The sequence below is a fragment of the Streptomyces viridosporus genome (assembly GCF_002078235.1).
GTDB lineage: Bacteria > Actinomycetota > Actinomycetes > Streptomycetales > Streptomycetaceae > Streptomyces > Streptomyces viridosporus.
Genome location: NZ_MSGP01000011.1, coordinates 1 through 17,752, shown reverse-complemented (window position 1 = coordinate 17,752; position 17,752 = coordinate 1). Strand labels below are relative to the sequence as shown.

General features: G+C 73.4%; 17 protein-coding genes. 11 read left to right on the top strand and 6 right to left on the bottom strand.

Translation table 11 applies throughout. The features are described 5' to 3' along the window. Nucleotides 1-16: 16 nt before the first annotated feature. Entirely contained in the window at nt 17-1,963 is a 1,947-nt protein-coding gene (locus B7L92_RS01050) for an AMP-dependent synthetase/ligase (RefSeq protein ID WP_081235614.1), read from the bottom strand. A 242-nt stretch (nt 1,964-2,205) separates the two neighbouring features. Then, nucleotides 2,206-3,531, bottom strand: a complete 1,326-nt coding sequence (locus tag B7L92_RS01045) for an acetyl-CoA C-acetyltransferase (RefSeq protein ID WP_081235613.1) — start codon at nt 3,529-3,531, stop codon at nt 2,206-2,208. A 654-nt stretch (nt 3,532-4,185) separates the two neighbouring features. Here B7L92_RS01045 and fabG point away from each other — a divergent pair. The 5 genes from fabG (at nt 4,186) to B7L92_RS01020 (ending at nt 9,020) form a co-directional block, all read left to right on the top strand. Next, nucleotides 4,186-4,989 carry a 3-oxoacyl-ACP reductase FabG gene (gene fabG / locus B7L92_RS01040; protein WP_081235615.1) on the top strand — a complete coding sequence of 268 codons (804 nt, stop codon included), beginning with the start codon at nt 4,186-4,188 and terminating at the stop codon, nt 4,987-4,989. A 14-nt stretch (nt 4,990-5,003) separates the two neighbouring features. Then, nucleotides 5,004-5,762 (top strand): SDR family oxidoreductase, encoded by a 759-nt coding sequence (locus B7L92_RS01035; protein ID WP_081235612.1) that lies wholly within the window; start codon nt 5,004-5,006, stop codon nt 5,760-5,762. A 243-nt stretch (nt 5,763-6,005) separates the two neighbouring features. Continuing rightward, nucleotides 6,006-7,592 carry an ABC transporter substrate-binding protein gene (locus B7L92_RS01030; RefSeq protein WP_081235611.1) on the top strand — a complete coding sequence of 529 codons (1,587 nt, stop codon included), beginning with the start codon at nt 6,006-6,008 and terminating at the stop codon, nt 7,590-7,592. A 90-nt stretch (nt 7,593-7,682) separates the two neighbouring features. Further along, nucleotides 7,683-8,366 carry a uracil-DNA glycosylase gene (gene ung / locus B7L92_RS01025; protein WP_004990947.1) on the top strand — a complete coding sequence of 228 codons (684 nt, stop codon included), beginning with the start codon at nt 7,683-7,685 and terminating at the stop codon, nt 8,364-8,366. A gap of 138 nt (nt 8,367-8,504) precedes the next feature. Continuing rightward, the gene (locus B7L92_RS01020) at nt 8,505-9,020 is read left to right on the top strand and encodes a tetratricopeptide repeat protein (RefSeq protein ID WP_016827202.1); all 516 of its coding nucleotides are present in this window, start codon (nt 8,505-8,507) and stop codon (nt 9,018-9,020) included. Between the two features lie 626 nt (nt 9,021-9,646). Here the strand turns inward: B7L92_RS01020 and B7L92_RS01010 are convergent. Continuing rightward, nucleotides 9,647-10,159: a DinB family protein gene (locus B7L92_RS01010; RefSeq protein WP_081235609.1), complete on the bottom strand. Its 513-nt coding sequence runs from the start codon at nt 10,157-10,159 to the stop codon at nt 9,647-9,649. A 43-nt stretch (nt 10,160-10,202) separates the two neighbouring features. Continuing rightward, entirely contained in the window at nt 10,203-10,796 is a 594-nt protein-coding gene (locus B7L92_RS01005) for a TetR/AcrR family transcriptional regulator (RefSeq protein ID WP_081235608.1), read from the bottom strand. Between the two features lie 88 nt (nt 10,797-10,884). Here B7L92_RS01005 and B7L92_RS01000 point away from each other — a divergent pair, with 88 nt between their 5' ends. Further along, nucleotides 10,885-12,078: an FAD-dependent monooxygenase gene (locus B7L92_RS01000; protein ID WP_081235607.1), complete on the top strand. Its 1,194-nt coding sequence runs from the start codon at nt 10,885-10,887 to the stop codon at nt 12,076-12,078. 13 nt (nt 12,079-12,091) lie between these two features. Continuing rightward, the gene (locus B7L92_RS00995) at nt 12,092-13,015 is read left to right on the top strand and encodes a Gfo/Idh/MocA family protein (protein WP_016827206.1); all 924 of its coding nucleotides are present in this window, start codon (nt 12,092-12,094) and stop codon (nt 13,013-13,015) included. Here B7L92_RS00995 and lnt read toward each other — a convergent pair. Next, a complete protein-coding gene (gene lnt / locus B7L92_RS00990) occupies nt 12,921-14,477 on the bottom strand; it encodes an apolipoprotein N-acyltransferase (RefSeq protein ID WP_081235606.1) in 1,557 nt (518 codons plus the stop codon). The two genes, B7L92_RS00995 and lnt, sit on opposite strands and share 95 nt — an antisense overlap. A 655-nt stretch (nt 14,478-15,132) precedes the next feature. Next, nucleotides 15,133-15,618: a nuclear transport factor 2 family protein gene (locus tag B7L92_RS00985; protein ID WP_081235605.1), complete on the bottom strand. Its 486-nt coding sequence runs from the start codon at nt 15,616-15,618 to the stop codon at nt 15,133-15,135. A 353-nt stretch (nt 15,619-15,971) separates the two neighbouring features. Here B7L92_RS00985 and B7L92_RS00980 point away from each other — a divergent pair, with 353 nt between their 5' ends. From B7L92_RS00980 to B7L92_RS00965, 4 genes are all read left to right on the top strand, one after another. Then, entirely contained in the window at nt 15,972-16,256 is a 285-nt protein-coding gene (locus tag B7L92_RS00980) for a hypothetical protein (protein WP_081235604.1), read from the top strand. Nucleotides 16,257-16,502: 246 nt separating this feature from the next. After that, nucleotides 16,503-17,168, top strand: coding sequence for a hypothetical protein (locus B7L92_RS00975; protein ID WP_081235603.1), 666 nt, complete (start codon nt 16,503-16,505; stop codon nt 17,166-17,168). Between the two features lie 89 nt (nt 17,169-17,257). Continuing rightward, entirely contained in the window at nt 17,258-17,491 is a 234-nt protein-coding gene (locus B7L92_RS00970) for a hypothetical protein (protein WP_081235602.1), read from the top strand. Nucleotides 17,492-17,610: 119 nt separating this feature from the next. Continuing rightward, the coding region (locus B7L92_RS00965) for an SDR family NAD(P)-dependent oxidoreductase (RefSeq protein ID WP_143626212.1) at nt 17,611-17,752 on the top strand (142 nt) is incomplete at its 3' end.

Genomic DNA, 17,752 nt, shown 5'->3' with positions numbered 1-17,752 from the left:
CCCCGGTACAGCCCCTCTATCCCCGGTACAGCCCCTCCACCTCCTCCGCGAAGTCCCGCAGGATCGCCTCGCGTCGCAGTTTCATCGAGGGGGTCAGGTGGCCCGCCTCCTCCGTGAAGTCCACCGGGAGGATCGTGAAGCGGCGGATCGACTCCGGGCGGGAGAGGGTCGTGTTGGCCTCGTCGATCGCGCGCTGGAGGACGGCGCGCAGTTCCTCGTCGTCGGCGGCGAGTTCCGGCGGGACCGGGTGCCTGCCGTTCATCCGGCGCCAGTGGGTGATGCCGTCGGGGTCCAGGGTGATCAGGGCGGAGACGTAGGGGCGGTTCTCGCCGAGCACCATGACCTGGGAGATCAGGGGGTGGGAGCGGAGCCAGTTCTCCAGCGGGGCCGGGGCGATGCTCTTGCCGCCCGCGGTGAGGATCAGCTCCTTCTTGCGGCCCGTGATCGTCAGGTAGCCCTCGTCGTCCAGTGCGCCGAGGTCCCCCGTGGGCAGCCAGCCGTCGGGCGCCGCGGGGACCACGCCGCCCGCCTGGGGGTCCCAGTAGCCGCGGAGCACGTGCTCGCCCCCGACCAGGATCTCGCCGTCCGCCGCTATGCGGATCCGCGTGCCGGGCAGCGGCCAGCCCACCGTGCCCAGGCGGGGTTGGAGCGGGGGCGTCACCGTCGTGGCGCCGGTCGTCTCCGTCAGGCCGTACCCCTCGAAGACCTCGATGCCGGCACCGGCGTAGAACGCGGCGAGGGGGCGGCCGAGCGGGGAGCCGCCGCAGATGGCGTAGCGGACCCTGCCGCCCATGGCGTTGCGGAGGCGGCGGTGGACCAGGAGGTCGTAGAAGGCGCGGGCCGTCCTCAGGGAGCGGGACGGGCCGGGGCCCGTGTCGGCCTGCCGGGCCTCCAGGGCCTCGCCGTAGCGGCGGGCGACCGCCGCCGCGCGGTCGAAGGTGGACACCCGTCCGCCCGCCTCCGCCTTGGCCCGGGCGGCGTTGAAGACCTTCTCCAGCATGTAGGGGATGGTCAGCAGGCAGGTGGGCCGGAAACTCGCCAGGTCCGGCAGCAGGTCCTCGGTCTTCAGGCTCGGCGCGTGCCCGAGGCGTACCCGGGCGCGCACGCAGGCGACGGCGACCATGCGGCCGAAGATGTGGGACATCGGCAGGAAGAGGAGGACGGAGGCCTCTTCGCTCGTCCGCGCCCGGAAGACGGGGTAGAGCAGCTCGATGGCGTTGTCCACCCCGGCGAAAAAGTTGCCGTGGGTGAGCGCGCAGCCCTTGGGTCGGCCCGTCGTGCCCGAGGTGTGGACGAGGGTGGCGAGGGTGTCGGGGCCCAGGACGCCGCGGCGTACGTCCACCTCCTGGTCCGGGAGGTGCGCGCCGGCCTCCGCGAGCCGCTCGACGTGGCCCTTCTCGACGATCCACACGTGCCGCAGGTCGGGCAGGTGGGGGAACTCCGGGCCGAGGGCGGCGGCCTGGGCCGTGCTCTCCGTGATCAGGGCGACCGCGCCCGAGTCGTGCAGGATCCAGCGCGCCTGGAAGACGGAGGAGGTGGGGTAGAGGGGGACCGTGACCAGTCCGGCCGCCCACGCGGCGAAGTCGAGGACGGTCCACTCGTAGATCGTGCGGGCCATGACGGCGATCCGGTCGCCCGGCATCAGGCCCTCGGCGATCAGCCCCTTCGCCACGGCCATGACCTCCGCGGCGAACCCGGCGGCCGTCACGTCCCGCCAGCCGCCGTCCGACGTCTTCCGGCTGAGGACCACCGCGTCCGGAGCCGCGCTCGCGTTGTCGAACGGCAGGTCGGCGAGCGATCCGTGCCGCACCGGCTTGGCGAACGGCGGGACGGACGCTTCCCGGACGACTCCGTCCAGCCGCCGGATCTCGGGTTCGACCAGGACGGGCGTCCCGTAGTCGTCGTCGAGGGCTGAGGAATACGCGACGGAGGGATGCGCGGCGGAGGAATGCGCGGTGGACACGGGCGGCTCCTGGGGCGTGCAGTGGAACTGCTTACTGCCATGACGTACGGGCCTCGCACGCCGAGGCGCTCACCCGCGGCGCCCGGACGAGGGGGCGCCGCGGGTCGGACTCGGGATCGTACGGCTCTCGCGTGAGGGGTTCGTGCGGATACGGGGAGGGTCCGGAACCGGGCGTGTGCAGTGTCGGGGTTGGGTGAGGGAGGCTCACGTTCGTCCTCGCGCCGGGTCCCGTCCCGGGTCGGTCACGGGCGTTCGAGGATCGCCGTCACGCCCTGTCCGCCCGCCGCACAGATCGAGATCAACCCCCGGCCGGGGGCGTCCCGTTCGGCGAGGAGCTTCGCCAGGGTCGCCACGATGCGGGCGCCGGTGGCGGCGAAGGGGTGGCCGGTCGCCAGGGACGAGCCCGCCGCGTTCAGGCGGGCGCGGTCGACGGGGGCCAGTCCGCGCTCCTCCCAGGCCGCCAGCGTGGCCAGCACCTGGGAGGCGAACGCCTCGTGGATCTCGATCAGGTCGAAGTCCTCCATGCCCAGTCCGGCGCGCTCCAGCATGCGCGGGACCGCGTGCGCCGGGGCCATCAGCAGGCCGTCCTCGCCGCCCGCCACGTCGCCGTGCACGAAGTCCACGGCGGCCGTCTCCGAGGCGGTCAGGTACGCCAGGGGCTCCAGGCCGCGTGCCGCCGCCCACTCCTCGCTCGCCAGCAGCACCACCGCGGCGCCGTCCGTGAGCGGTGTCGAATTGCCCGCCGTCATGGTCGGGTCGGGGTGGTCGAGGCCGAACACCGGCTTCAGCGCGGCGAGTTTCTCCACCGTCGAGTCCGGGCGCAGGTTCTGGTCGCGGACCAGGCCGCGGAAGGGCACCACCAGGTCCTGGAACAGGCCGCGTTCGTACGCCGCGGCCAGCCGCCGGTGGCTGGTCGCCGCGAGGTCGTCCTGGGCCTCGCGGGACAGGGGCGCCCCCGGCGTGAACGAGGTGGAGAGCCGGGCGGAGCTCCAGGCGCGGGCGGTGGCGGCGGCGTGCTCGCCCATGGAGAGGTGGGTGCGCGGTTCGGCGTTGCGCGGGACGTCGGGGACGAGGTGGCCGGGGCGCACCTTCGCCAGGGCCCTGAGGCGGGCGCCGAGCGACTTCGCGCGCCGCGCCTCCAACAGCACCGTGCGCAGGGCGTCGTTGACGCCGAGGGGCGCGTCGCTCGCGGTGTCGGCGCCGCCCGCGACGGCGGACTCCGTCTGGCCGAGGGCGATCTTGTTGGCGGCGGCGACGACGGCCTGGAGGCCGGTGCCGCAGGCCTGTTGGACGTCGTACGCGGGGGTGCGGGCGTCCAGCCGCGAGCCGAGGACCGTCTCCCGGGCGAGGTTGAAGTCGCGGCTGTGCTTGAGGACCGCGCCGGCGACGAACTCGCCGACGGCGCCCGGGTCTTGCAGGTCGTACCGCTCGACGAGGCCGTCCAGGGCCGCGGTGAGCATCTCCTGGTTGGAGGCGGTGGCGTACGGGCCGTCGGAGCGGGCGAACGGGACACGGCTGCCGCCGATGACCGCGACGCGCCGCGCGGTGGGCGGCTCCAGGGGGCTCATCTCGACCTGCTCCTCACCGGTGACATAGGATTACCTCCGGTAACCTTACTCCGGAGTAAGCAGCAGGGTAAGCACCGTGGTGCGTCCGGGGCGAGCCTCCTCACACCCGCTGGGAGTCCCTTCATGGCCGACCGCTATCTGAGCTTCACCGGCACCGCGTCCGGCCGCTTCCTGACGCGCCGCCTCGGCCTCCCCCAGCCCGCGGCGCTGCGGCGCTGGTCGCCCGGGGCGCCGGGCCTGGACGGCGGCCTGCTCCACCTCACCGCGGGCACGTCCGGCCTCGACCTCGCCCCCGTCCTCGCCCGTACCGGGCTCGGCACGGACGACGCCACGGGCCGGCCCGCCGCCGTCGTCCTGGACGCCGCCGGGATACGGGACGTCGAGGGACTCGCCGAGGTGCACGCGGCCCTGCACCCGGTCGTCCGGTCGGTCGCCGCGAGCGGCCGGATCGTGGTGCTGGGCGCCCCGCTCGACCCCGCCGACCACCACCAGGCCGCCGCCCAGCAGGCGTTGGAGGGCTTCGTCCGCTCCCTCGGCAAGGAGATCGGCCGGGGCAGGACCGTGAACCTGGTCCGCCTCACCGACGCCCCCGCCGCCGAGTCCACCCTCCGTTTCCTGCTCTCGCCCAGGTCGGCCTACGTCAGCGGCCAGGTGATCGAGGTCGGCGCGCACCAGCCCGTCGCCCCCGACGACGGGGACCGCCCGCTCGCCGGCCGCACCGCCCTGGTCACCGGTGCCGCGCGCGGCATCGGCGCCGCCACCGCCGTACGACTGGCCGCCGAGGGCCGTGCGGTCGCCGTGATCGACCTCGACGAGGCCGCCTGCAAGGACACCGTCGAGAAGATCACCGCCGCGGGTGGCAGGGCCGTCGCGGTCGGCTGCGACGTCTCCGACGAGGCGCAGGTCGAGGCCGCCGTCGCGCGGATCGCCGAGGAGCTCGGCGCGCCGACCATCCTGGTCAACAACGCGGGCGTGCTGCGCGACAACCTGCTGTTCAAGATGAGCGTCTCCGACTGGGACACCGTCATGAACGTGCACCTGCGCGGTGCCTTCCTGATGTCCCGGGCCTGCCAGAAGCACATGGTGGACGCGGGCTTCGGCCGGATCGTCAACCTGTCCTCCTCCTCCGCGCTCGGCAACCGGGGGCAGATCAACTACTCGGCCGCCAAGGCGGGTCTGCAGGGCTTCACCAAGACCCTCGCCAAGGAGCTCGGCAAGTTCGGCGTCACCGCCAACGCCGTCGCCCCCGGCTTCATCGCCACCGAGATGACCAAGGCCACCGCGGAGCGCGTCGGCATGGGCTTCGAGGACTTCAAGGCCGCCGCCGCCACCCAGATCCCGGTGAACCGCGTCGGTGAACCGGAGGACGTCGCCGACGCCATCGCCTTCTTCACCGGCGAGGCGGCCGGCTTCGTCTCCGGCCAGGTGCTGTACGTCGCCGGCGGACCGCTCGACTAGGGAAGGCCGAGGACATGACTTCCGTGGAACTCTCGGGCAAGGTCGCCCTGATCACCGGTGCCAGTCGCGGCATCGGCTACGGCGTCGCCGAGGCGCTGGTCGCGCGCGGCGACCGCGTCTGCATCACCGGTCGCAACGAGGAAGCCCTCAAGGAGGCCGTCGAGAAGCTCGGCGCCGACCGCGCCGTGTACGTCGCCGGCAAGGCGCACGACGAGGCCCACCAGGCCGTCGCCGTCGAGCGCACGATGGAGGCCTTCGGCCGCATCGACCACCTGGTCAACAACGCCGGGACCAACCCGGTGTTCGGGCCGATGGCCGACCTCGACCTGGACGTGGCGCGCAAGGTGTTCGAGACCAACGTGCTCTCGGCGCTCGGCTTCGCCCAGCGCACCTGGCACGCCTGGCAGAGGGACAATGGCGGCGCGATCGTCAACATCGCCTCCGTCGCGGGCCTCGCGCCCTCGCCCTTCATCGGCGCCTACGGCGTCAGCAAGGCGGCGCTGATCAACCTGACCGTGCAGCTCGCGCACGAGTTCGCGCCCAAGGTGCGGGTCAACGCCATCGCCCCGGCCGTGGTGAAGACCAAGTTCGCCCAGGCACTGTACGAGGGCCGGGAGGCGGAGGCCGCCGCGGCCTACCCGCTGGGCCGGCTCGGCGTGCCGTCCGACATCGGCGGCGCCGCCGCGTTCCTCACCTCGGACCAGTCGGACTGGGTCACCGGCCAGACCCTGGTCGTCGACGGCGGCGTCTTCCTGAACACCGGCGTGGCCTGACCCCCGCCCCGCCGCCCGGACACCTCGCCGCCCGGACACCCGCGCGGCCCGGTGTGCGGCGGTTCCGGCACGGGCGTCCGTTGACGAAAACGGCGCCCGTGTCGGCTTTTTGGGGCGCAACGGCACGCTGACAACGTAGTCATCGGAAAGTTGATCTCCGGGGCCTTACCGGAGAGGTCCAGGAGGCGGAACACTGCGGTATCGTCTGCCGACCCTTGGTACGGCAGATCGAGGAGCGTGCGCGTGTTCAACCGGAACCGATGCCTGCGGCGGGTGGCGGCCATCGCGTCCATATCGTCCTTGGTGACCGGATGCGGCGTCCTGTCGTCCGACACCCCGGAGGACGAGGGCCCCATCGTCATAGGAACCACCAGCTCCCCCAGCACGCTGGATCCTGCCGCCTCCTGGGACAGTTCCTGGGAGCTGTTCCGCAACGTCTACCAGACGCTGCTGAGTTACCCCGTCGGTGCGAGCACGCCCCAGCCGGACGCCGCCGAGAGCTGCGAGTTCTCCGACAACTCCAACCAGGTGTTCCGCTGCGAACTGCGCGAGGGCCTGAAGTTCTCCGACGGCGGCACGCTCGACGCCAAGGCGGTCAAGCACTCCATCGACCGGATCCGCGAGATCAACGTCAACGGCGGCCCCGCCGGTCTGTTGGGCAGCCTCGAACGGGTACAGGCACCGAACGAGCGCGAGGTGGTCTTCTACCTCAACAAGCCGGACGCCACCTTCCCGTTCGTGCTCGCCACGCCCGCCATGTCGATCGTCGACCCCGACTCCTACCCGGCCGACGCCCTGCGCAAGGACGGCGCCGTCGTCGGTTCCGGGCCGTACGCCCTCCAGTCGTACGAGGAGGGCAAGGAGGCCCGGCTCGTCCGCAACGAACACTACGAGGGCCACGCCGAGCACCGGAACGGCGCGGTGACCGTCCGCTACTTCCAGGACTCCGGCACCATGGTCAAGGCGCTGCGGGAGGACCGGATCGACCTGACCTACCGCGGTCTGGCCGCCGGTGACGTCATCGACCTCCAGGGCAAGACCTCCAAGGAGGAGGAGATCCAGCTCATCGAGGGCACCGGGACCGACATCAACTACCTGGTGTTCAACCCGAAGGACCCGTGGGCCGACAAGAAGGCGGTGCGCCAGGCCGTCGCCCAGGTCGTCGACCGCGGAGCGATCGCGCACAAGGTCTACAAGGACACGGTCGACCCGCTGTACTCCATGGTCCCCAAGGGCCTGACCGGCCACACCACCGGCTTCTTCGACGACTACGGCGAGCCCAGCGTCGCCAAGGCCCGGCAGATGCTCACCTCGGCGGGCATCACCGAGCCGGTCCCGCTCACCCTCTGGTACACCACGGACCGCTACGGTTCCGAGACCGGGCTGGAGTTCAAGGAGATCGAGCGCCAGCTGGAGGCCTCGAAGCTGTTCGACGTCACCCTCAAGAGCCGCCCCTGGAAGACGTACGTCGAGGGCTACCAGAAGGGCGAGTACCCGGTGTTCGGGCGTGGCTGGTCCCCCGACTTCCCGGACGCGGACAACTTCATCGCCCCGTTCGTCGGCAAGCAGAACGCGCTCGGCACGCCCTACGAGGCCACCAAGATCACGAACGATCTGCTGCCCAGTTCCCGCCGCGAGAGCGACCGCGGCAACGTGGTGAAGCAGTTCAAGGAGGCCCAGCGGATCCTCGTCGACGACGCGCGGCTGCTGCCGCTGTGGCAGGGGAGGCAGTACGTGGCCGCGAGCCGGGACATCTCGGGGGCGGAGCGGGCGCTGGACCCCTCGACGATCATGATGATGTGGGAACTCTCCCGGAAGACCAGCTGGTAGGACCGGGTACGACCGCCCGCGGGGCCGGTTGTCAGTGATCGCCTGTAGGTTCTGAAGCCTGCAAGTGACCGCACACGTGAGGACAACGACGTGACCGATATCGCCATGCTGCCCGAGTCCTGGCGCGGGGTTCTGGGCGACGAGCTGCAGCAGCCCTACTTCGAGGAGCTGACCGAGTTCGTCGAGGAGGAGCGGGCGAAGGGTCCCGTCTACCCGCCCCGCGAGGAGGTCTTCGCGGCGCTGGACGCCACGCCGTACGACAAGGTGAAGGTCCTGATCCTCGGTCAGGACCCCTACCACGGCGAGGGGCAGGGGCACGGCCTGTGCTTCTCGGTGCGGCCCGGGGTGCGGATCCCGCCGTCGCTGCGCAACATCTACAAGGAGATGCACGCGGAGCTGGGCACGCCCATCCCGGACAACGGCTATCTGATGCCGTGGGCGGAGCAGGGCGTGCTGCTGCTCAACGCGGTGCTCACGGTCCGCGGCGGCGAGGCCAACTCGCACAAGGGCCGCGGCTGGGAGAGGTTCACCGACGCCGTCATCCGCGCGGTGGCCGACCGTCCCGACCCGGCGGTCTTCGTGCTGTGGGGGAACTACGCGCAGAAGAAGCTCCCGCTGATCGACGAGAGCCGGCACGCGGTGGTCAAGGGCGCACACCCCTCCCCGCTGTCGGCGAAGAAGTTCTTCGGCTCCCGTCCGTTCACGCAGATCAACGAGGCGGTGGCCGCGCAGGGCCACGAGCCGATCGACTGGACCATCCCGAACCTGGGCTGACGCCTCCCGGGGGGTGCGAGCCGGTCCACCGGATCCCGCGCCCGGCCGCCCGGGGCGCCACGGAGCGGCTTGTCCGGGATCGGCCCCGCCTGCCGTTAGCGTCGGGTGCGACAGCCGGCGAGCGGTGCGGAGGGCGCGGTGGCGGAGCGACAGGGGCAGGCGGCGCCGGACGCCGTGCTGACACGGATCGGGCAGGTCGTGATGCTGCACCACGCGGGCGACCGGGAGGAGGCCCGGCACCGCTTCCTCGGCCTGTGGGTGGAGATCGGCGCGCACGGCGATCCGCTGCACCGCTGCACCCTGGCCCACTACCTCGCCGACACCCAGGACGACCCCGAGGACGAACTGGCCTGGGACCTGCGGGCGCTGACGGCGGCGGAGGAGGTCGTCGGGGACCGGTCCGCCGCGTACGAGGGGTCCCTCGCCGTGCGGGCCCTCTATCCGTCGCTGCACCTGAACCTGGCCGCCGACTACGCCCGCCTCGGCCGCCCCGACGCCGCCCGCACCCATCTCCACCGGGCCCGGGGCGCGGCCCGCACCCTGGCCGACGACACCTACGGCGAGGGGGTGCGGGCCGCCATCCGGTGGCTGGAACTGCGGCTGGGCGAGGGCGGGGCGCCCGGCGGGTGGCGTCCGCCGCGACAGCGGCCCTAGGCGTGCCACCCGGACAGGTCGGTGACGCGGCCGACGGCCGGGTCAGCCTCCGTACGTCTCCTTGCAGATGGTCGCTTCCGGGCTGTCCGGGCGCCAGCCGCCGTACTGTCTGCCCAGTGCGCACAGCCCCGCCCCGTCGCCTCCGACGGGGCGCGTCGCCTCCGGAATGCGGGGGAGGGGCTGGGGCCGCTGCGGGTGGCCGGACGTCCTCGGCTGCGGCCGGGCCGACCGGGTCCGTCCGTTCCGCTCGCCGGGCGGCGCCTTCCGCTCCGGTGCGGCGGTCGTGGGGGTGGCACGGTGCGAGGGGGTCTCGGACGCCTTCGGGGGCCGGGACGGGCCGACCCTCTCCAGGGCCTCGCGGGCCGGTGCCTGCACGACCGGGCGCGCCTCGGACGGCCGGGGCGCCGCCCCCGGCGGTCCGGGCGCGGGAGGGTGCTGGACCGTCACGCAGCCCGAGAGGGCCGAGACCGCCACGGTCAGCAGAAGCGTTGCTGTGGTCGTCTTTCGATGCACCCGGGCCACTCTGGCGGCTCGGGTGCATCGAGGGGCGGCGGACAGGCGGAGCATGCCCCGCACGGGTGATCTCCGGCCCCGTACGGGGGGCCGGGGAGGTGCCGAGGGTGACGTCATTCGCCGGTGACGCCGTCGAGCCGCTCGCGGATCAGGTCGGCGTGGCCGTTGTGACGCGCGTACTCCTCGATCATGTGGGTGTAGATCCAGCGCAGGGTGAACGGTTCGCCACCGTCCCGGCCCCGGCCCTTGGACAGGTCGTCCAGCGCGAAGCCGGCCGCGTTGCGCCGGGCCGCGCCGATCTCGGCCTGCCAGGTGGTGTACGCCTCCTGCCAGGTGTCCGCCCCGGTGAGGTGGAACTCGCCGTCCGGATCGGCCTCGTCGTAGTGGATCGGCCCGGTGTCCTCGGCCGCCAGCACCCTGCGGAACCAGGACCGCTCCACCTCCGCCATGTGCCGCACCAGCCCCATCAGGGACAGCTCCGAGGGCTGCACCGAGGCGGTGCGCAGCTGGTCGTCGGTCAGCCCCTCGCACTTCCACGCGAGGGTGCGGCGGTGGTAGTCGAGCCAGCCCTCCAGCATGGTGCGTTCGTCGGCGTTCCGGTCGGGTTCGCGGCGTTCGGTCGTCATGAGGGGCATCCTTGCCCACTGCCGCCCTCGTCCACCAGGCGTTTCAAGGCCGACCGAGCATCCCGGCCAGCAGCTCCCCCAGGTCCGAGCGCACCTCCGCGAGGCTCGGCACGCGCGCGCTGAAGGAGCCGGCCACGCAGGAGAACATCAGCCCGTCCGCCCAGGCGATCAGCGACAGCGAGTGCCGGTCCGGTTCCGTGGAGCCGAGCCCGGTGACCAGGGCGACGAGCTGGTCGCGGAAGCGGGCGCCGGCCGCGTCGAAGTACGCCCGCAGTTCGGGGCGGCGGGTGGCCTCCAGGGCCAGTTCGTAACGGGCGAGGGTGAGTTCGCGGTTGCGGGTCAAGGCGCGGTGGGTGGCCAGGGCCAGGGCGTCCACCAGGGAGCCGGACCCGGCCCGCGGGTCCGGCATCTCGTGCAGCGCGAGGACGCGTGCCTCCCGCTCGGCGAGCCGCCGCACCGTCAGCTCCAGCAGCGCCTGGCGGGTGCGCGCCAGGTTCGAGGTGGATCCCTGGGGGAGTCCGGCCGCCTGGTCGACCGCCCGGTGGGTGAGCCCGCGCATCCCGCGTTCGGCGAGCAGGGCGAGGGCGGCGTCGGCGACTAGATCGGCGCGGGAGGCGCCCGCGGTGCGTTCGGACATGGAGGCCAAACTACCTCTCGCACTACGGCTGTAGTACAGTCGGAGTCGTACGCTTACTACACATGTAGTTCCAGGGTGAGGAGGAGCCATGGGGCGAGCCGAACGGGCGATCGTGATCGGCGGGGGGATCGGCGGCCTGACCGCGGCGGTCGCCCTGCACCGGCGCGGTGCGCGGGTGACGGTGCTGGAACGGGCCCCCTCCCTGGAGCCGGTCGGCGCGGCCATCTCCCTGGCGCCCAACGCGCTGCGCGGACTGGACGTCATCGGGCTCGGCGACGCCGTCCGCGCCCTGTCCGCCTGGCAGGGCGACGGAGGACTGCGCGCGCCGAGCGGCCGGTGGCTGTCCCGGACCGGCGCCGCCGCCGCGGAGGAGCGCTTCGGCGGCCCCCTGGTCCTGCTCCACCGGGCCACCCTCATCGACCACCTGGCCGCGCGGCTCCCGCCGGACGCCGTCCGCACGGCCGCCGCCGCGCACCTCGTCGACCCCGGAGAGGCCGGCGGCCGGCCGGCCCGCGTCGGCACCCCCGACGGCGAACTGGAGGCCGATCTGGTGGTGGCCGCCGACGGCATCCACTCCGCGGTGCGCCGCGCGCTCTTCCCGGACCACCCCGGGCCCGTGTACTCCGGGTTCACCACCTGGCGGATCGTGATCCCGCTGCCCGGCGTGGAGTTCGCCTCGCACGAGACCTGGGGCCGGGGCCGCATCTGGGGCACGCACCCGCTCAAGGACGGCCGGGTCTACGCCTACGCCGCCGCCGTGGCTCCCGCGGGGGAGCACGCCCCCGACGACGAGCGGGCCGAACTGCTGCGGCGCTACGGCGACTGGCACGACCCGATCCCCGCCGTGCTGGCCGCCGCCCGCCCCGAGGACGTGCTCCGCCACGACGTCCACCACATCGCCGAGCCGCTGCCCGCCCACCACCGCGGCCGGGTGGCCCTGGTCGGCGACGCCGCGCACGCCATGCCGCCGACCCTCGGCCAGGGCGGCAACCAGGCCATCGAGGACGCGATCACCCTCTCCCTCGTCGACGACCTGCCCGGCTACACCGCCGCCCGGCTGCCCCGCACCACCGCGATCACCCGCCAGGCCGTCAGGGTGGCCCGCCTGAACATGATGACCGGCCGGGTCGGCACCGCCGTGCGCGACAACGCGATCGCCGCGCTGTCGAAGGCCGGGCCGGCGCTGTTCCTGCGCGGCTTCGACGGGATCGCCGACTGGCGGCCTCCCCGGCCGCCGTATGCTGCGCAGCGGACCAGGACGGACGAGGACTACGAGGACTAGAGGAGAACACCCGGTGAAGGTCGGCTGCATCGGACTCGGAGACATCGCGCAGAAGGCCTACCTCCCGGTGCTCGCCGGCCTGCCCGACGTCGAACTGCACCTGCAGACCCGCACCCCCGCCACGCTCGACCGGGTCGCCGACGGCCTCCACCTCCCGCCCGGGCAGCGCCACGCGGACCTCGCCGCGCTGCTCGCCCAGGACCTCGACGCCGCCTTCGTGCACGCGCCGACCCAGGCCCACCCGGAGATCGTGACCCGCCTCCTCGAGGCGGGCGTGCCGACCTACGTCGACAAGCCGCTCGCCTACGAACTCGCCGACTCCACGCGGCTCGTGGCGCTCGCCGAGGAGCGCGGGACGAGCCTCGCCGTCGGCTTCAACCGGCGCTTCGCCCCGGGCTACAGCCAGTGCGCGGAACATCCGCGCGAACTGATCCTGATGCAGAAGAACCGGACCGGGCTGCCGGAGGAGCCGCGCACGATGATCCTCGACGACTTCATCCACGTCGTCGACACCCTGCGCTTCCTGGTGCCCGGCCCGGTCGACGACGTGACCGTGCGCGCCCGCACCGAGGACGGGCTGCTGCACCACGTGGTGCTCCAGCTCGCCGGGGACGGCTTCACCGCGCTCGGTGTGATGAACCGGCTCAGCGGATCGGCCGAGGAGATCCTCGAGGTCTCCGGGCAGGACGCCAAGCGCCAGGTGGTCAACCTCGCCGAGGTGATCGACCACAAGGGGCAGCCGACCGTGCGCCGGCGCGGCGACTGGGTGCCGGTGTCCCGGCAGCGCGGCATCGAGCAGGCGGTGCTCGCCTTCCTGGACGCGGTGCGCGCGGGCGAGGTGCTCAGTGCCCGGGACGCGCTGGCGACCCATGAGCTGTGCGAGCGGGTGGTACACGCGATCCACGAGCGTTCCGCCCGAGGCGCAGGACTTCGGTGACGCCCCAGGCGGCCAGGACCAGCAGCGCGGTGTACGGGAGCCAGTCGCCGAAGCGGACGTAGGGCGTGGTGCCGTGCGCCAGCGGGACCTCGTACACCTGCGCGGCACTGGCGTCCGTGCCGAGCCGCGGGCCGACGGGCTCCCCGCCCGGTCCGTACACGGCGGAGACGCCCGTCAGGGTCGCGTGCACCATCGGACGGCCGGTCTCGGCGGCGCGCAGCGCGGCGAGCGAGGCGTGCTGCCCGGGAGCCCAGCTCTGCTGGAACGTCGAGGTGGAGGACTGGGCGAGCAGGACGTCGGCGCCGTCCTCGGCGAGGTGCCGGCTCATGTCGGGGAACGCGCTCTCGAAGCACACCATCGGGCCGATCCGCAGCCCTTCCCCGGCGTCCATCACCACCTGCCGCGAGCCGCGCCTGCGGTCCTCGCCGGCCGCCTCGCCGACGGAGGTCGCCCAGCCCAGCAGGGAGCGGACCGGGATGTACTCGCCGAACGGGACCAGCCGCATCTTGTCGTACCGGTCACCGGTCGGGCCGTCCGGACCGATCAGCACCGAGCTCTTGTAGATGCCGGGCCGGTCGGAGCGCCGGGCGTCCACGTTGACCAGGATCTCGGCGCCCGTCTCACGGGACAGGGCCGCGAGCCGCCGCGCGAGGTCGGGCCGCTCCCCGAGGTCGAAGCCGACGCTGCTCTCGCCCCAGACGACCAGCCCGACGTCCTGGCCCACGAGCTCACGGGTGAGCCGCTCCTCGAGGTCGAACCGGTTGCCGGGGCCGGAGACGACGCCCGGCTGCACGACCGCGATCCTGACCCGGTCGTCGGTGTCCGGCCGCGGCGACCACACCCACGCCGCACAGGTCACGGCGGCCGTGGCGGTCAGCCCGGCGACCGCGGGCACGCGGGACCGCCGGATGGCGACGAGCACGGCCACGGCGACGTTCAGCGCCACCACCAGGAAGCCGGGCAGCCACATCCCGCCGACCGACGCCAGCCGCAGGGCGGCCTCCACCTGCCACTGGCTCGCGCCGAGCACGCCCCAGGGGCCGCCGAGGCCCTGCCAGGAACGGACGAGTTCGACGGCCAGCCAGCCCGACGGCAGCACGACGAGCGCCGCCAGGACCCGGCCCCGCGACGGGTCTCCGCCGAGCATGCGGCGCACCAGCCAGCCCCAGGGCGCCCACAGCGCGCCGAGCAGGGCGGCGACGACGAACGTGAACACGTGCAGGTTCGGCAGCAGCCAGTGGTGCATGGCCAGCATGAAGCCGAACCCGCCCCACCAGCCGTCGTAGGCCGCCCGTCGCCCCGTCGGCGCGGTGCGGGCCAGCAGGATCCAGGGCACCAGGGCGACGTAGGCGAACCACCACAGGGACGGGGCGGGAAAGGCCAGGACGGGCAGGGCACCCACGACCGCGGCGAGGGCCGAGCGCCGCCACGGCGAGGTGAGCCAGTGGCCGAGCGTCTTCATGAGCGCCTCCCTACCGTTCCCGGAGACCGGGCGTGAACCGCACGGGCTCAGCCGCGTGCCCCGAACGGTGCCGGGCACACCGGTCTCCCGCGTCCGCTCCGCGGTCGGGCCGCACGGATCGTGCCCGTGGTCCGGGACCCCGGGGACGGGTCTCCTCACGCCCCCGGGTGCCGTCTCCGGCCCGGGCGGTCCGATGCCCCGCACGACCGCTCCGGCCGTGCGGGGGCGGTGCGGTCCGTCGCCGGACGCGGTGCCCGGGGGCGCGTCGTCCGACGGCCGCCGAGGCGGCGTCGTGACGGGTGGCCCCGGTGGTGCTCCCGGCCCGGCGCGACGAGGACGCCTCGGCCGAAGACCGTTTCCGCTCCGTCCGCGTGTCCGTGGAGTGCTCCGGGCCGTCCACCCCGCACCCCCACCGGCTCGGCTCCGAAAACCCGATCGCCCCTCCCAACGAACACCACCCGACAAGGTCACGCATGCGACGGGCGAACTCCCGTCCCCCTCCCCGGCCGGACGGCACCCGTCCCGGCCCCGGCCGTCCCCGGCCATTCGCACACGCCGGAACACACACTCCCGCTCAGCCCGTCCCCCTCGGTTGCCGACCCCGTGGTACCCCCAGTGTGCGTCCCGGAGGCGATCCGGGACAGGGCGGGCGGGCTCAGCCGATCACAGGAGCCGTCGGCGGGCCGGGAGGGCGGCGCCACTTCTCGCGCACCACCACCTCGCTCAGCCGCCAGCCGTCGTCCGTGCGCAGCAGGGCGAACGCGTACCGGCCGCCGCACACGAGGTCCGGCTCGGCGGGTCCGCCGTCCCGCCCGGTGCGGCCCATCGGGGCCACGTAGTCGGCCCGCACCCGTGCCGTGTCGCCGGTGTCCTGCTCCCGGACGCCGAACCGCACCCGCCGGTTGACGATCAGGCGCTGCCGCACGGGGAACGCCTCCAGGTGCTCCGCGAGCCACCCGGCCACCTCCCGGGCGCTCCCCTCGATGCCGCCGGCCGAGCGGTAGTCCGCCCGCCCCTCCGGGGTGAACAGCCCCCGGTACGCCTCCCAGTCACCGTCGTCCACGGCCGCCGCGTACTCGGTGACGAGCTCGTCGACGGCCAGCCGGTCCCTCACGGTCGCGAGCTCCGTACGCTGCGTCATCGGCTCAGTCTTGGTCATGCGGCGGACGGAGCCAAGGGGGCGTGCGCGGATATTCACCCGTTTCCGGGGTGCGGCGGGGCCGGGCCGGACACCGTGAACGACCAGCCGACCGCGGCGCGCCCCGGGTTCGAGGTGCGCGCCCGTCACACCGGGTCCACCGTCACCGCCTACCGGGCCCACCGGCCGGAGACCGGCCGCGCCGCGGCGCGCGACGACCGCCGTTCGGATCACCCAGGGCTCCCCTTCAGGTGATCGCCGGACGCCTCGCGAGCCGAACAGCCGCCGCGGGGGTACGACGTCTCGGCAGAGGACGAACGCAGAGGACGAACCCAGAAGGCCGTGAGGAGCTCGGGATGTACGCAGCAGTCCGGCGATACGAAGGGGTCACCGATCCGGCCGAGGCGGCACGTCTCGTGAACGAGGGGTTCGTGCCGCTCATGCGCCAGGTCTCCGGCTTCGTGGCCTACTACTGGATCGATGCCGGGGACGGGGTGATGGTCTCGACCAGCGTCTTCCAGGACCGGGCCGGTGCCGAGGAGTCGGTCGCGAGGGCGGCGGACTTCGTGCGGGACAACCTTGCGTCGGTGCTTCCGCACCCTCCCGAGGTCATGGCCGGCGAGGTGATGGCTTCCGCGTGACGGCGTTCGGACCAGCCGGGTGAGAGGTCCCCCGGGCCGTCCGGCCCGCCGTGCCCGCACGGTCGCCCTTCCCGGCGTCGGTCCTCAGCTTCGGTCCCGCGAGGTGCCGTCGGCCGCGAAGGGGACTGTGAACGCTGCTCGACCCGGGTCGTCGAGCCGTGTTCACAGCCCGCAAGGGCGCGTGCTCGAACGCCGGGCCGCGTCACATCCGTCGGGCAGGCCCGCCGAAGCGTGGATCATGGGGCCGTGACGAAGTGGACGGGCACGGCGGATCCGGTCGAGCGGTCGGAGGGCGAGCCGGACCTCTCGGCGTACCGGCGGGCGGTGCGGGACCGGCTTCCCGTGGCCCCCGTGGTGCCCGCTCCTGAGCCATGGCAGCCCGTCCTCGCGTCCCGTGTCCCTGCCGGCGGGCTGCTCGGGATCGGCTTCGCGACGCATCCCGACAGCGGTCACGATCCGGTGATGGTCGTCTCCCGCGACGGTCACGGTCTCTTCGACGCCGTCACCGGGGAGAAGCTCGCCGGGGACCGCGATCCCGACCCCGAGGACAGCACGCCCGACGCGGTCGCCGACCTGTCCTGTCCCGGGCTGGGGCCGATCACCGGAAGCCGCGTAGGCATCGCGGGGCTCTTCGGCGGAGGGCCGCACACCACCACCGCGGACGGCCGGACCCTGGAGTTCGTCTCCCCGGCCTGCCCGAACGATCGTGTCCTGCTGTCCGGCGACGGCGGGCTTCCCCACGCCGGTCCGCACGGAGAGCGGTGGTGGCACATCTTCCACTCGCGCCACTCCGAACTCCGAGCAGCCGGTTTCTCGCCCTCCGGACGCACCGTCGCCGTAGCGACGAGCAGCGACATCTCATGGTGGACCCGCGGGGCGGACGACGACCGCTCCGGGAACACCGAGGCCTGAGCGGACCGGACCGCGTGTCGAGCCCGACGGATGCCGAGAAGGCGTGATCGGGGACCGCCCGTGTCCGCTCCCCAGGAGGAAGCACGGCGGTGGACGAGGACGAGAGCCTGCATCGATACGGTCCGCGCCCCACCGGCGTGGACCTCGACGAAGTACGGAGTCTGCTGGTCGAGCACACCCGGCTGGAGAAGCTTTCACGGGACGACGGTGACACGGAGCCGATGAAGCTGTGCCGTGTTCAGTCGTTCCATGCCGGGGGCCTCGACGACGTGCTGCTCATCCGGCGAGCCGAGACCGCCCGTGTGGACGCCGACGCGACCTGACGCACGAAGCCGGCCCGAAGCCGGCCCCCGCGGTCGCTGGACGACGGCGTCCCCGCCCGTCCGCGGGTCTAGGCTCTGCCCGGGGATCATCGGCTCGGAGCTTTCACCAGGAGGAAGTCATGAAGCGCCTCGTCACCGTGGTCACCGGCGGCAGCCGGGGGATCGGTGCCGCGACCTGTCTGCGGCTCGCGGCGGAGGGGCACGACGTCGTGGTGGGGTACCTCCGGGACGCCGGTGCCGCCGAGAAGGTGGCGGAGGGGG

What these genes read in the sequence shown, in the direction of transcription:
- B7L92_RS01045 (WP_081235613.1), bottom strand. Translation starts at nt 3,531, where the DNA reads ATGAGCCCCCTGGAGCCGCCCACCGCGCGGCGCGTCGCGGTCATCGGC.
- B7L92_RS01035 (WP_081235612.1), top strand. Translation starts at nt 5,004, where the DNA reads ATGACTTCCGTGGAACTCTCGGGCAAGGTCGCCCTGATCACCGGTGCC.
- B7L92_RS00980 (WP_081235604.1), top strand. Translation starts at nt 15,972, where the DNA reads ATGTACGCAGCAGTCCGGCGATACGAAGGGGTCACCGATCCGGCCGAG.
- B7L92_RS00985 (WP_081235605.1), bottom strand. Translation starts at nt 15,618, where the DNA reads ATGACGCAGCGTACGGAGCTCGCGACCGTGAGGGACCGGCTGGCCGTC.
- B7L92_RS01000 (WP_081235607.1), top strand. Translation starts at nt 10,885, where the DNA reads ATGGGGCGAGCCGAACGGGCGATCGTGATCGGCGGGGGGATCGGCGGC.
- B7L92_RS01010 (WP_081235609.1), bottom strand. Translation starts at nt 10,159, where the DNA reads ATGACGACCGAACGCCGCGAACCCGACCGGAACGCCGACGAACGCACC.
- B7L92_RS01005 (WP_081235608.1), bottom strand. Translation starts at nt 10,796, where the DNA reads ATGTCCGAACGCACCGCGGGCGCCTCCCGCGCCGATCTAGTCGCCGAC.
- lnt (WP_081235606.1), bottom strand. Translation starts at nt 14,477, where the DNA reads ATGAAGACGCTCGGCCACTGGCTCACCTCGCCGTGGCGGCGCTCGGCC.